At 66.7% G+C, this 13,601-nt stretch carries 12 protein-coding genes and 1 pseudogene; 6 read left to right on the top strand and 7 right to left on the bottom strand.

Annotation, left to right across the window (positions count from 1 at the left end; genetic code table 11):
• Positions 1 to 87: 87 nt before the first annotated feature.
• Positions 88 to 2,367, top strand: a complete 2,280-nt coding sequence (locus DIE17_RS01895) for an FdhF/YdeP family oxidoreductase (RefSeq protein WP_044848153.1) — start codon at positions 88 to 90, stop codon at positions 2,365 to 2,367.
• 226 nt (positions 2,368 to 2,593) lie between these two features.
• On the opposite strand, the pseudogene DIE17_RS01890 reads toward DIE17_RS01895, so the two are convergent.
• Positions 2,594 to 3,001: pseudogene (locus DIE17_RS01890) on the bottom strand (NAD(P)-binding domain-containing protein); the annotation flags it as partial.
• A gap of 184 nt (positions 3,002 to 3,185) precedes the next feature.
• The gene (locus DIE17_RS01885; RefSeq protein ID WP_260426163.1) at positions 3,186 to 4,235 is read right to left on the bottom strand and encodes a tetratricopeptide repeat protein; all 1,050 of its coding nucleotides are present in this window, start codon (positions 4,233 to 4,235) and stop codon (positions 3,186 to 3,188) included.
• Positions 4,236 to 4,665: 430 nt separating this feature from the next.
• Here DIE17_RS01885 and DIE17_RS37245 point away from each other — a divergent pair, with 430 nt between their 5' ends.
• Positions 4,666 to 4,821 (top strand): hypothetical protein, encoded by a 156-nt coding sequence (locus DIE17_RS37245; RefSeq protein WP_185640925.1) that lies wholly within the window; start codon positions 4,666 to 4,668, stop codon positions 4,819 to 4,821.
• 210 nt (positions 4,822 to 5,031) lie between these two features.
• On the top strand, positions 5,032 to 6,045 hold the full coding sequence (trpS, locus tag DIE17_RS01880) for a tryptophan--tRNA ligase (protein ID WP_124521659.1): 1,014 nt from the start codon (positions 5,032 to 5,034) through the stop codon (positions 6,043 to 6,045).
• A gap of 119 nt (positions 6,046 to 6,164) precedes the next feature.
• Here the strand turns inward: trpS and DIE17_RS01875 are convergent, their stop codons facing one another.
• Complete coding sequence (locus tag DIE17_RS01875; RefSeq protein ID WP_124521657.1) at positions 6,165 to 6,578, bottom strand: VOC family protein; 414 nt, start codon at positions 6,576 to 6,578, stop codon at positions 6,165 to 6,167.
• A gap of 156 nt (positions 6,579 to 6,734) precedes the next feature.
• Here DIE17_RS01875 and DIE17_RS37780 point away from each other — a divergent pair, with 156 nt between their 5' ends.
• Complete coding sequence (locus DIE17_RS37780; RefSeq protein WP_311767563.1) at positions 6,735 to 6,905, top strand: DUF1493 family protein; 171 nt, start codon at positions 6,735 to 6,737, stop codon at positions 6,903 to 6,905.
• Between the two features lie 182 nt (positions 6,906 to 7,087).
• On the opposite strand, the gene DIE17_RS01865 is transcribed toward DIE17_RS37780, so the two are convergent.
• The 4 genes from DIE17_RS01865 to DIE17_RS01850 all read right to left on the bottom strand — a co-directional run bounded on the left by DIE17_RS01865 (position 7,088) and on the right by DIE17_RS01850 (position 11,040).
• Positions 7,088 to 7,474 (bottom strand): VOC family protein, encoded by a 387-nt coding sequence (locus tag DIE17_RS01865; protein WP_124485760.1) that lies wholly within the window; start codon positions 7,472 to 7,474, stop codon positions 7,088 to 7,090.
• Positions 7,475 to 7,525: 51 nt separating this feature from the next.
• Complete coding sequence (locus DIE17_RS01860) at positions 7,526 to 8,446, bottom strand: bestrophin family protein (RefSeq protein ID WP_124485759.1); 921 nt, start codon at positions 8,444 to 8,446, stop codon at positions 7,526 to 7,528.
• A 182-nt stretch (positions 8,447 to 8,628) separates the two neighbouring features.
• Entirely contained in the window at positions 8,629 to 9,636 is a 1,008-nt protein-coding gene (gene cydB / locus DIE17_RS01855) for a cytochrome d ubiquinol oxidase subunit II (RefSeq protein WP_124521655.1), read from the bottom strand.
• A 3-nt stretch (positions 9,637 to 9,639) separates the two neighbouring features.
• Positions 9,640 to 11,040 (bottom strand): cytochrome ubiquinol oxidase subunit I, encoded by a 1,401-nt coding sequence (locus DIE17_RS01850; protein ID WP_044848141.1) that lies wholly within the window; start codon positions 11,038 to 11,040, stop codon positions 9,640 to 9,642.
• A 407-nt stretch (positions 11,041 to 11,447) separates the two neighbouring features.
• Between DIE17_RS01850 and fdhD the strand changes: the two genes are divergently transcribed.
• Complete coding sequence (gene fdhD / locus DIE17_RS01840) at positions 11,448 to 12,317, top strand: formate dehydrogenase accessory sulfurtransferase FdhD (protein WP_124521653.1); 870 nt, start codon at positions 11,448 to 11,450, stop codon at positions 12,315 to 12,317.
• Positions 12,317 to 13,531: a gephyrin-like molybdotransferase Glp gene (gene glp, locus DIE17_RS01835; RefSeq protein WP_124521651.1), complete on the top strand. Its 1,215-nt coding sequence runs from the start codon at positions 12,317 to 12,319 to the stop codon at positions 13,529 to 13,531. The genes fdhD and glp overlap by 1 nt, the downstream gene beginning before the upstream one ends.
• Positions 13,532 to 13,601 lie beyond the last annotated feature (70 nt).

Below are 13,601 nucleotides of genomic sequence, written 5' to 3'. Positions count from 1 at the left end.
GCGCCGTCCGCCGGACGGCGCCGCCCCACGCCGCGACGCGGCGCAACCCGAGCCACCCCGCAGCGGGCCCGGCTCATGGAGATTCACATGACAAATCGACGCGAAGTGCCAGGCATCAGGAAGTACGATGGGCCCGCCGGCGGTTGGGGCGCGCTTCGCGCGACAGCCGAGGCCGTGCGCACGCAGATGGAAACCATCGAGGCGCCGATCGTGCTGATGCGGACCAACCAGCCCGACGGTTTCGACTGTCCCGGCTGCGCGTGGCCCGACAAGGAACACAAGTCGACGTTCCAGTTCTGCGAGAACGGCGCGAAGGCCGTCACGTGGGAGGCCACGACCAAGCGCGTGACGCCCGAGTTCTTCGCGGCGAACACCGTGTCGTCGCTGCTGCGGATGTCCGACTACGAGCTGGAGAACATGGGCCGGCTCACGCATCCGCTCGTCTACGATCGCGCGACCGACACGTTCCGCGCGGTCGAATGGGACGACGCGTTCGCGCGCATCGGCGAGGTGCTGCGTGCGCTGCCGCCCGAGCAGGTCGAGTTCTATACGTCGGGGCGCGCGTCGAACGAAGCCGCGTACCTGTATCAGCTGTTCGCGCGCGAGCTCGGCACCAACAACTTCCCCGACTGCTCGAACATGTGCCACGAGCCGACCAGCGTCGGCCTGCCGCAGTCGATCGGGATCGGCAAGGGCACCGTTTCGCTGGAGGATTTCGACCACTGCGAGCTGATCATCTCGATCGGCCACAACCCCGGCACGAACCATCCGCGGATGATGGGCACGCTGCACGAGTGCTCGCGCCGCAACGTGCCGATCATCGTGTTCAACCCGTTGCGCGAGCGCGCGCTCGAACGCTTCGCCGATCCGCAGGACATGATCGAGATGGCGTCGTTCGGTTCGACGCGCATCGCGTCGACGTACTACCAGGTCGACGCGGGCGGCGACGCGGCCGCTCTGAAGGGCATCATGAAGGCGCTGCTGCAGCTCGAGGCCGAGCGCGGCGACGTGCTCGACCGCGACTTCATCGCGCAGCACACCAGCGGCTTCGACGCGTTCTCCACCGACCTGCAGGCCACGTCGTGGGACGACATCGAGCGCGCGAGCGGCCTGAGCCAGGCGCAGCTCGAACAGGTTGCGCTCGCCTATGCGAAGTCGAACGCGACGATCGTCACGTACGGGATGGGTGTCACGCAGCACAACAAGGGCACCGCGACCGTGCGCCTGATCGCCGACCTGCTGCTGATGCGCGGCAACTTCGGCAAGCCCGGCGCGGGCGTATGCCCGCTGCGCGGCCACTCCAACGTGCAGGGCAACCGCACGGTCGGCATCACCGAGAAGCCGTCGGCCGAGTTCCTGCAGAAGATCGAGGACGTGTGCGGCTTCAAGCCGCCCGCGCATCATGGGCACGACGCCGTGCAGGCCATGCAGGCGATGGTCGACGGCCAGGCCAAGGCGCTGCTGTGCCTCGGCGGCAACTTCGCGGTCGCGCTGCCCGATCCCGAGCTGTCGTTCCCCGCGATGGCGAAGCTCGATCTCAGCGTGCATCTCGGCACGAAGCTGAACCGCTCGCATCTGCTGGTTGCGAAGGAAACCTACATCCTGCCCGTGCTCGGCCGCACCGAGCTCGACATGCAGGCGAGCGGCCGGCAATCGATCACCGTCGAGGATTCGATGTCGATGGTCCACGCGTCGGCCGGCAAGCTCAAGCCGGCGTCCGACGCGTTGCGCTCGGAGCCCGCGATCGTCGCGGGGATCGCGCATGCGACGCTGCCGAACAGCAAGGTCGCGTGGCTCGACCTGATCGCCGACTACGACCGTATCCGCGACCTGATCGACAAGACGGTGCCCGGCTTCGAGGCGTTCAACGAACGGATCCGCACGCCGGGCGGCTTCCGCCTGCCGCTGCCGCCCACCGAGCGCGTGTGGCCCACGCCGACCGGCAAGGCGATGTTCTCGGTCTACACGGGCGTGAAGGAAGACGCGGACGTGCTCGGCGCCGAACAGGTGCTGCGGCTGATCACGCTGCGCAGCCACGACCAGTACAACACGACGATCTACGGGCTCGACGACCGCTATCGCGGCGTGTTCGGGCGGCGCGACGTGCTGTTCATGAACGCGGCCGATCTCGCGAAGTACGGGCTCGAACACGGCGACCTCGTCGACATCGAGACGATCACCGCCTCGGGCCGCACGCTGCGCCTCGAGAAGATCACCGCGATCGAGTACGACATCGCGCCGGGCTCGGTCGGCGCGTACTACCCGGAAGCGAACGTGCTCGTGCCGCTCGATTACATCGACAAGGAAAGCGGCACGCCGTCGTACAAGTCGGTGCCGGTGCGGGTCGCGCGTTCCGCGGTCGTGTGATCCGCGGGCGCGGCAGGTTCGCGACGTACGGCACGCATGTGACATGCCGTGACGCCGAGAACCTGCCTGCCGCCCCGCCTCCCCGCTCTCCCGGCCGCTGCATCGCCTCCGATGCGGCGGCCGCTTCGTTTTCACGTGGCGAACGGCACGCGCCTTACCGCGCCGCCGACGGCGGCAGAGCCGCGCCCGTCTGCCGGCGACGGTACGCGCTGTCGCGCGTCGCGAGCGGACCCGTCGCGACGACCACGCGGTTCGCCTCGATCGTGCCGTCCGAGGTTTCGACGATGAACCCCGTCTTGCCCATGTTGCGCACGACGTTCTTCACTTCGACGCCGGTGCGGATCGGCGCGTCGAACTTGCGCGCATAGGCTTCGAAGTAGTCGGCGACCTGGTCCTTCGTGGCGAACGCATCGGGATCGAGGCCGTCGAATTCGAGGCCCGGAAAGCGGTCGTGCCACGCGGGGCCGTTCGCGACCAGCGAATCCCAGCGCCCGGTGCGCCAGCGCTCGGCGATGCGGTCGCGCTCCAGCACGAGATGCGGCACGCCGAGCTTGCCCAGGTGCTCGCTCATGGCCACGCCGGCCTGGCCGGCCCCGACGACCAGCGTATCGATTGAGGTTGTTTCCACTGCCACGGCTGTCTCCTTGAAGTGCGGCTCGCGGCGATGCTCGTGTCGTCGCGCGAGGGGGAATGGAGACATTCTGCTGACAGGCTCGCTAGGGCGAAACGATCATTTTTGTGGTTGTTGACGAGAAAAAAGCTGGGGCGATCGAGCATGGCTGGCGGAACGGGCATACCGCGCCGCGTTCGGTCCAACGCTATTCCTGCGTATGTGCGCGGTCAATGCGATGCCCGGAGGAAACGGGAAGCGTGTCCGAAACCGGCAGCGCCGGTTTCGCCGCATCGATCAACGTCGCTTTGTTGCCGTCCCACTTGGGCAGTTTGGCCGGCGGCAGCGGCACGACCTTGTCAAGGTTCGGCAGGCGAAGGTCCGGATCGCGCTCGAGGCGGTCGGCGAGTACGCTGTAACGCTCGGCACGAGCACGATCCTTCACGTTACCAACCACCGGATCACCATCGTCGAATGCGCCGAACAAATACCCGGCGCTCTTGGCGCTCCCGTATTTCACGCCATCATGCAGAATCTTGAGGGCTCGGTCGTTGTCTTCGCCAAGCGACTTGTCCGCGCCCACGAGTGTTGTCCCGAGCGCATAGGCGGCATCCCCGCTACCTTGGGCATATCCGCATTCCAGCATTTGAAGCGCAATCTTGCGATTACCCCAAAAGCCTGCTTTGGGATCGTCATAAATCGCGTCCATCTTGCCCCCCAGATATGCCATCGCATTCGGACTCCCCATATCCGCAGCCAGTTGCCAGAATGCATGGGCTCTGCTCGCATCCTGCTTCACCCCCATCCCGTCCATGTAATACGTGCCCATCAGATCGTAGGCCGCCGGAATGCCGAGTTTCATCGCCTGTTCAGCGATCTGAACGGCGTGTTCGGAATCACCATCCACACCTTCGCCGCGAGCGTACGCATTCGCCAGATTCAGCATCGCCTTCCAGTGTTTGCGCTCGGCGGCCTTCGCCCATAACTCGACGGCCCCCCTATAGTCGCGCTGATTCGGCCACAGCAACGAACTGGTGAGCGCGATCGCTCGCGTATTCCAACGATCTGCCTCTGGATCGATCCGAGGAACAACGTCGGCTTCATGCTTGCATTCGAACGCTTCGCGGTGCGGATTGAACGCAGTCAGCGACATGTTGCGAGGAAGCGAATCGTTCCTTGAACAGGCGGCACATCCAGCGATCAGAACAACGGAAGCCAATCGGATCAGCCGGCCACGGTCCACGGTAATCAGACGCAATCGAATTCGCACGATATCGAATACCTTGCACGACAAGAAATGAATGCACGGTCACGTGCGCGGTATGGAACGGCACAAACGGCCTGCTGACAAGGCCCTCATCCGGCAATTTCATGGGCCGTCGGCAATGGCCCGCAGTCGGGACAGCATCTCCGTTCATATGCCGCTGATTTTACGTTGCGTCCCTTTAACCTGTCCCCACCCCACAATTCTTGACTATGCGCACGCCGTCGAACTGGTAGGATGCGCATCACTAGGCGAGACGCATCCGGCGCACCTGATCGTTCCCCTTTTCGATCTCCCGCACGCGATCCCCTTGCCGCGCCGAGCCACCGGCTCAGCCCCCCGTCGAACCCCGCAACACCCCGGTGTCGGCCCCACCCGACCCGTTGCAGCAACCGTTGGAGTAGCGCACGTTGCGCCTGCAAGCATGAAGAAACTGAAGCAGCACTTCCGCATCCTGGGCGAGATCGATCGCACGCCGCTGGTACGCGCCGGCGCGCTGCTGTTGATGGCCGGCCTGCTGTACCTGCTGTGGCCGTCGGCCGAAACCGCCTACCTCGCGATGGAGTCGGTCATACGCTGACGCAGCACGCCCGTCCCCGCACTACGCTATACTCGCGCAATGGAAACCAAACCTGCCTCGCCGAACGTGCATCGCTGGTGGCGCGCCTGACCCAGGCGGCCCGTTTCCTTTTGCATGTCCCGAACGTGATGCCGCCAGCCATGGCGGCATTGTCGTTTCTGCGCCCGAATCATGGCTGGTGGCTTCGATAACCCGGAGCCAATCCACACCATGACGCACCCGACCCGACCGACCATCCTCACCGGCGACCGCACGACCGGCCCGCTGCATCTCGGCCACTACATCGGCTCGCTGCGCGCGCGCGTGCAGATGCAGCACGACGCGACGCAGTTCCTGCTGCTCGCCGACACGCAGGCGCTGACCGACAACATGGGCCGTCGCCAGCGCGTCACCGAGAACGTGATCGAGGTCGCGCTCGACTACCTGGCCGTCGGCATCGACCCGGCGATCTCGACGATCGTCGTCCAGTCGCAGGTGCCCGAGCTCGCCGAGCTGTCGCAATACCTGCTCAACCTCGTCACGGTCGCGCGCCTCGAGCGCAATCCGACCATCAAGGAAGAGATCCGCCTGCGCGGCTTCGAGCGCGACATCCCGGCCGGCTTCCTGACCTATCCCGTCAGCCAGGCCGCCGACATCACCGCGTTCAAGGCGACGCACGTGCCGGTCGGCGACGACCAGCTGCCGATGATCGAACAGACCAACGAACTCGTGCGCCGCTTCAACGCGACGGTCGACAAGCCGGTGCTGGTGGAATGCGAGGCCGTGCTGTCGGCGGTCACGCGGCTGCCGGGCATCGACGGCAAGGCGAAGATGAGCAAGTCGCTCGGCAACGCGATCACGCTCGGCTCGACGCCGGACGAGATCACGCAGGCCGTGAAGGACATGTACACGGATCCGAACCACCTGCGCGTCAGCGATCCCGGCCAGGTCGAAGGCAACGTCGTGTTCACGTTCCTCGACGCGTTCGAGCCCGACGTGCAGAAGGTCGACGAACTGAAGGCGCACTATCGCCGCGGCGGCCTCGGCGACAGCGTCGTCAAGCGCGTGCTGAACGAGCGGCTGCAGGCGCTGATCGAGCCGATCCGTGCGCGCCGCCGCGAATTCGAGGCGGACAAGGCGGAGGTAATGGCGATCCTGAAGCGCGGCACGATGCATGCGCGCGAGGTGGCCGGCGCGACGCTGGCCGAGGTGAAAGGCGCGATGGGGCTCACGTATTTCGATTGAGCCGTGCGCGGCAAACGCGGCCGGGCGGCGTGGCGTGGCGTGGCGCAATGCCGGCGCCGCGCTTACCCCGATGTCCACCGGCACACCGCGAAGCCGCGGTCAGTCGCCCGCAAGCACCGTCACGACCGCTCGTGCGCCGACGGCGCTACGTGGCACACAGCCTCGATCCGGTTGCCGGCAGGGTCGACGAGAAACGCCGCGTAGTAATCGGCGTGATAATGCGGCCTCAATCCGGGATCGCCGTCGGACTGGCCGCCCGCGGAAAGCCCTGCCTCGAAGAATGCATGTACCTGCTCGCGAGAAGCGGCCTTGAAGCACCAGTGCCGCTTGCTCGTTCCGACTTCGGCGGGATCGAGATACACGGCCAGGAAAGTCGAGGCGGTGTCGTTTGCATTGCAGCGTTCGCCGTAACCGAGTGCGGCGGGCCGGTCGTAAACCTTGGCCGCGCCAAGTGCGGCCATGATGCCGTCATAGAAAGGGCGTGCCTGGTCGATATCAGGAACGCCGATGGACACGTGGTCGAGAAGTTGCATGGGATTGGCTCCGTTGAACGAGCACGAGTCTACACAAACATGTCACTTCGAACCGGCTAGCGGTACAACCAGATCGCAAAACCGGAGGACAGGATTCCATGACGGACGACCGCCGCATTTGGGAAGCACTGGAAGCTCGTTCGCGAGGAGGCGGCAATATCGAGCAAACAGCGGATTACCGCGGAGACCTCGATCGCCGACGATCTCGGACAAGCCGGAGACGACGCGGACATCTTCATGGAGCGCTTCTTCGCCCGATTCGGTGTGGATCGCCGCGACTACGATTTCGGGCGTTACTTCCTGATGGAGGGTGAAGGGCTCCTGTAACACCTGGTTCGCAACTTCATTCTCAGGAAGCCCCATACGTTCGATCGAGACGCATTGACCGTCGGCATGCTGGGCAAAGCCATCGCGCTGGGTGCGTGGGACGCCGATGCGATCAGGAACTGATGCTCACGCAGCGTCACCGACGCTTTGATCGGCACGTCGAACACCGCGCCCGCCACGCGTCACTTCATCTGCATCAGCTGCACGAGGTTGCCGCACGTATCGTCGAGCACCGCGACGCGCACGGGCCCCGCGTCCATCGGCGCCAGCGTGAAGCGCACGCCGAGCGCGTCGAGCCGCGCGAACTCCGCGTCGAGATCGTCGACCTGGAACGACGCCGCCGGAATGCCGTCCTCGTAGAGCGCCTGACGAAAAGGCCCGACCGCGCGATGATGGCTCGGCTCGAGCATCAGCTCGGTGCCGTCAGGCTGATCCTTCGACACGACCGTCAGCCAGCGGTACTCGCCCACCGGCACGTTGTTCTTCAACCGGAAGCCGAGGGTGTCGGTATAGAACGCGAGTGCCTTGTCCTGATCGTCGACAAAGATGCTCGTCACGTAGATGCGCATGTGATGTTCTCCGAATCACGCGTGCCGCCGCGCGCGTCGTCGCCGTGCCGCTCACGTGATCTGATACGTCGATGCCGGCACGAATTCCTCCGGCATCGCGCGATCGCCCAGCTCGAGCACCGACCGTTCGATCGTGCGCGCCATCGCATCGAGCGCGAGCGCGTTCGGCGCGAGGCCGAACGGCTCCGCGACCTCGTTCGCGATCGCTTCGAGCGCGATCAGCGTGTACGAAATGAACACGCAAATCAGCGGCGTGAAAAACTCCGTCGAATCGACGAGGCCGAACGGCAGCAGCACGCAATAAGCATAGACGGTGCGATGCAGCAGTACGCTGTACGAGAACGGAATCGGCGTCGTCAGGATCCGCTCGCAACCGCCCACCGCCTTGCCGAGTTCGACCAGCTGCGCATCGAACATCCAGCACGTCGCGTCGCTGCCCGGCGCGCGGCCCAGCGCGCGGACGATCCCGCCGCGCAGTTCGTCGAGAATCGCGACGGGCTGGTAGCACTTGTGCGCGAACGCGGCGGCGCGCTCGGCGCCGAGGATGCGCTGCAGGTCTTGCGCCGGATCGGTATGGCGCAGCTGATGCTTCAGCGCATACGTGAACGCGATCAGCAGATCGGCGAGCCGGTTGCGCTCCGCGTCGCCGACGCTGTCGGGCAGGTAGCGCCGCAGTTGCGACGTGACGGTGCGCGCGGCGATCAGCAGGTTGCCCCACAGAAGCCGCGCCTCCTTGAAGCGCTCGAAGCTCGCGTTGTTGCGAAACGCGAGAAAGATCGCGAGCGCGAGCCCGAACAGCGTGAACGGCGCGGTGTTCAGCGGAATCTTCTCGCCGAAGATGCGCCCGTTCGTGAAGACCGCCAGCGTGCTGACGACCGCCATGAACACGAGTTGCGGAATGATCGACTGCAGCACGGAGCCGTTCCATACGAACAGCATCCTGAGCCAGTTTTGTCGTGGTCTGACGATCATGGTGTTGTCTCGACTGCCAAGGGAATACGCAATGCGGCGCGCCGCCGCCCGATGTGCGACGGCCCGCGCGTGGCGGGCCGCTGTCCGATCGCAACCGGGCCGGGTGACGAGCCGCACGGCGGCTGCGCGAGATGATACGCCCGCGCACGCCGCACGCCGCACGCCGTCACCGGCCGCGCCGGTCAGTGATAGCCGGCGTCGCCCTCGCGCACCTTGCCGCGGAACACGCGGTACTGCATCGCGTTGTACACGAGGATGATCGGCAGCACGATCACGGTGCCGACGAGCGCGAACAGCTGGCTCGAATGGCTCGACGACGCATCCCAGATCGTCAGCGACGGCGGCACGATGTTCGGCCAGATGCTGATCACGAGGCCGGTATAGCCGAGGAACACGAGCGCGAGCGTCAGCAGGAACGGCGTTGCCTCGTGCCGGCGCTTCAGCGTGTGGAAGATGCCCCACACGCATGCGACGACGAGGACCGGCACCGGCAGGAACCAGCCGAGGTAGCCGCTGCCGAACCAGCGGTGCGCGACGGCCGGCAGCCCGATCACGGTCCACAGGCTGACCACGCCCATCACGGCGAGCAGCACGCCCGCGAGCGGCTTCATCAGCACGCGCATCTTGCGCTGCAGTTCGCCGTCGACCTTCAGGATCAGCCAGCCGCAGCCGAGCGTCGCATAGGTGACGAGCACGCCGATCCCGCAGAACAGGCTGAACGGCGACAGCCAGTCGAACGGCCCGCCCGCGAACTGGTTGTTCACGATCCGGATGCCCTGCAGCAGCGAACCGAGCGTGACGCCCTGGCAGAACGCGGCCAGCGCGGAGCCACCGATGAACGCGAGATCCCACAGGTGTTGCGTGCGGTTCGCCTTCGCGCGCAACTCGAACGCCGCGCCGCGGAAGATCAGCCCGACCACCATCAGGATCAGCGGCAGGTAGTTCGCCGGCAACAGCGTCGAGTAGACGACCGGGAATGCGCCGTACAGGCCCGCGCCGCCGAGCACCAGAAAGGTCTCGTTGCCGTCCCACACCGGCGCGACGGTATTCAGCATCACTTCGCGTTCGACCTTGGCGTCGAAGAACGGAAACAGCAGGCCGATGCCGAGGTCGAAGCCGTCCAGCATCACGTAGAGGAACACGCCGAGGCCGATGATCGCGGCCCACACGACAGGAAGATCGATCTGCATGGCTTACTCCGCTTCGGTGACGTTCAGCGGCGTGGACAGCGCGCTCTTGCGCAGCCCCGGATGCCGGTGCAGCTCGATGTATCCGGCGTGGGCAGCCGGTCCGCGCTTCATCAGGTTCAGCATGTAGTAGATACCCGTTCCGAACACCAGGAAATACACGACCACGAAGATCAGCAGCGACACGCCGACCTGCTGCGCGCTGAGCGGCGCGACCGAATCGACGGTGCGCAGCACGCCGTAGACGGTCCACGGCTGCCGCCCGACCTCGGTCGTGATCCAGCCGGCCAGCAGCGCGACGATGCCCGACGGCCCCATGCACACGACGAACCACTGGAACCAGCGCGTTTCATACAGGCGTCCGCCCTTTCTCAGCAGCAGGCCGAGCAGCGCGGTGAGCAGCATCAGCATCCCGAGGCCGGCCATGATCCGGAAGGTCCAGAACACGATCGGCGAATACGGACGGTCCTGCGCCGGGAATTCCTTCAGTCCGCGAATCTCGCCGCTCCAGCTGTGCGTGAGGATCAGGCTCCCGAGGTGCGGCACCTGGATCGCATAGCGCGTCGTCTCGGCCTGCATGTCGGGCAGGCCGACGAGGTTCAGCGCGGTGCCGCCCTTCTCGGTTTCCCACAGCCCTTCGATCGCCGCGATCTTCGCCGGCTGGTATTCGCGCGTGTTCAGCCCGTGCGCGTCGCCGACGACGATCTGGATCGGCGCGAGCAGCAGCAGCATCCACAGCGCCATCGAGAAGCTGCGCTTGACCGGCTCGTCGCGACGCCCCTTCAGCAGGTGCCACGCGCCGCACGCGGCGACGATGAAGCCCGCGACGATGAACGCGGCGATCGTCATGTGCACGAGGCGATACGGGAACGACGGGTTGAAGATGATCTTGAACCAGTCGACCGGCACGACGAGGCCGTTCTCGATCTTGTAGCCCTGCGGCGTCTGCATGAAGCTGTTCGACGCGAGGATCCAGAACGTCGAGATCAGCGTGCCGACCGCGACCATCAGCGTCGCGAAGAAGTGCGCGCGCGGGCTGACGCGCTGCCAGCCGAACAGCATCACGCCGAGGAAGCCGGCCTCGAGGAAGAAGGCCGTCAGGACTTCGTACGTGAGCAGCGGGCCGGTGATGTTGCCCGCGACGCGCGAGAAGCCCGCCCAGTTCGTGCCGAACTCGTAGGCCATCACGACGCCGGAGACGACGCCCATCCCGAAGCCGATCGCGAAGATCTTCGACCAGAACTGGAACATGGATTTGTAGGCGGCGTCGCCGGTGACGAGATAGCGCCATTCCAGCACCGCCAGGAAGCTCGCCATGCCGATGCTGATCGCCGGAAACACGATGTGGAACGACACCGTGAACGCGAATTGCAATCGGGCGAGATGGAACGCATCGAAGATTTCCATGACCGTAATTTGCTCGTGGTTGTGAGGACGTCAGCTCGAAGCAGGAAATCGCGCGACGGCTTCGCGACGGCACGTGCACACAACGACGGATCGCAGTGCACGGCAACGAAGCGTGAATGACGATATCGCGTTTCAGACGATACTCGCAATCGCGCGGACGTGCGCTGAAACTGTGCTTTCCCCGGGGCCGAAGATGTGTGTACGGAAAACCCGTTTCGGCGCCGCGAGGCTCTCGGCTGTACTGCTTTCCGCTCTGCAACGCTGTGCATCCGCGGCACCGCCGAACGCCCGTACCATCGGCTCCTGGCCTGCCCGTGGCGAGCGAGCGCGACCCCGCGCACCGCCCCCGCAGAATCCGTTTCGATCGCCCGGCGCCCGCGCCGGCCGATCCCCCTGGAGAAACCCGCATGGAGCCCAGCGACCGCCCCGACGATCCGGCCGGCACCCGCGCGTGTCATGTGACGCGTCATCGTGCCGGCGACGCGCGGGACACCGTCGATCGCGTGGTGGACGAAACGCCGGTTGCACTCGTATTCAACGGCATCGCGCACACGGTGATGATGGCGACGCCGATCGACCTCGACGCGTTCGGCCTCGGCTTCGCGCTGAGCGAAGGGATCGTCGAGCGCGCGTCGGACGTCTTCGATATCGAAAGCGAATGCCGGCCCGGCAGTGCCGAAGTGCGGCTCACCGTGGCGCAGCAGGCGTTCATGGCGCTGAAGGCGCACCGGCGCGCGCTGGCCGGCCGCACCGGCTGCGGCGTCTGCGGGATCGAGAGCATCGCGCAGCTCGACCTGCATCCGCCGCGCATCGCGGCCGCGGGCGCGGCGGCCGGCATCGGCGCCGACGCCGTCGCGCGCGCCGCCCGCGCGCTGCCGCAGCGGCAGCCGCTGATGCACGCGACCGGCGGCATCCACGCGGCCGCGTGGTGCGAGCGCGACGGCACGGTGCTGGAAGTCGTCGAGGACGTCGGCCGCCACAACGCGCTCGACAAGCTGATCGGCCGGCTGGCGCGGCGCCGCGCCGACCTGGGCGCGGGCTTCGTGTTCCTGTCCAGCCGCGCGAGCTACGAGCTCGTGCGCAAGGCCGCACGCGTCGGCATCCCGATGATCGCGACGATTTCTGCGCCGACCTCGCTCGCGATCGACGTCGCCCGCGAAGCCGGCGTGCGGCTGCTCGGCTTCTGCCGCGACGACGGCTTCGTCGAATACGTGTCGCCCGACCCGCTCCCGTTACCCGAACCGACGCCTGCGCAAGCGCAGGCGCTCACCGCTTGATGAAACCCCTGACCGATTTCGACACCGCCCAACGGCAGTTCGCCGGCGTATTTGCGCCGCCGCATGCGGCCGTCTCCATCCCGGTCGCGCAGGCGGCCGGCCACGTGCTCGCCACGCCGCTCACCGCCGTGCTCGACCAGCCGCCCGCCGACCAGAGCGCGATGGACGGCTACGCGGTCCGTCACGCGGACCTCGAACACGGCGAGCCGCTGCGCGTCGCGCAGCGCTGCTATGCGGGCGACGCGCCGGCGCCGCTCGCGCCGCGCACGGCCGCGCGCATCTTTACCGGCAGCCTGATTCCGCCGGGCGCCGACACCGTCGTGATGCAGGAGCACGCGCACGAACAGGATGGCTGGGTTGCGTTCGACACACCGCAGCGCAGCGGATCGCATATCCGCCGCCGCGGCGAGGAAGTGCGCGCGGGCGCCCTGCTGATGCCGGCCGGCATGCGGCTCGGCGCGATGCACGTCGGCGTCGCCGCCGCGCAGGGTTGCGCGCGCATCGACGTGCGCCCGCCGCTGCGGGTCGGCATCCTGACGACCGGCGACGAGCTTGTCCCGTGCGGCCAGCCGCGCGCGCCGCAGCAGATCTACAACAGCAACGCGCCGATGCTCGCCGCGCTGGTGTCGGGAACCGGTGCCGGCGTCGCGGCGAGCGAGCACGCCGCCGACACGCCGGCCGCCGTCGATCAGGCGCTGCGCGGCATGGCCGCGCGCTGCGACCTGGTCGTCTGCGTCGGCGGTGCATCGGTCGGCGACAAGGACCTGCTGCGTCCCGCGCTGACCGCGCTCGGCGCCGCGTTCGTGGTGTCGGGCGTGCGGATGAAACCCGGCAAGCCGGTCGCGCTCGCGCGGCTCGACGAACGGCCCGTGGTGCTGCTGCCCGGCAATCCGGGCGCCGCGATGACCGCGTTCGCGCTGTTCGTCACGCCGCTGATCCGCTGCCTGCAGGGGCGCGACGACTGCCTGCCAGCCGTGCCGTCGCTGCCGATCGACATCGACGTCGAACCCGATGCGCAGCGCGAGCGCTTCGTCCGCGTGCGCCGCACCCTCGACGCCAACGGCGCGCCCGTACTCGATACGCTGCGGCAACAAGGCGCCGGCACGCTGCAATCGCTCGTTCAGGCGAGCGGGCTCGCGCGGCTGCCGGCCGGCCGACGCATCGCGCGCGGCGACGCGGTGCCGTATTACGATTTCGCGCACTGGCTCGCGTGAGCATGCCCATGCGCGTCATGTCCGCCTTGCGTGCAGGCAGGATCACGAACTGTATTCCTGCATTTCGGGC

This window comes from Burkholderia sp. Bp9099 (genome assembly GCF_003857805.1).
GTDB lineage: Bacteria > Pseudomonadota > Gammaproteobacteria > Burkholderiales > Burkholderiaceae > Burkholderia.
The sequence above is the reverse complement of the archived record's forward strand: the minus strand, read 5'-3'. Positions and strand labels throughout refer to the sequence as shown.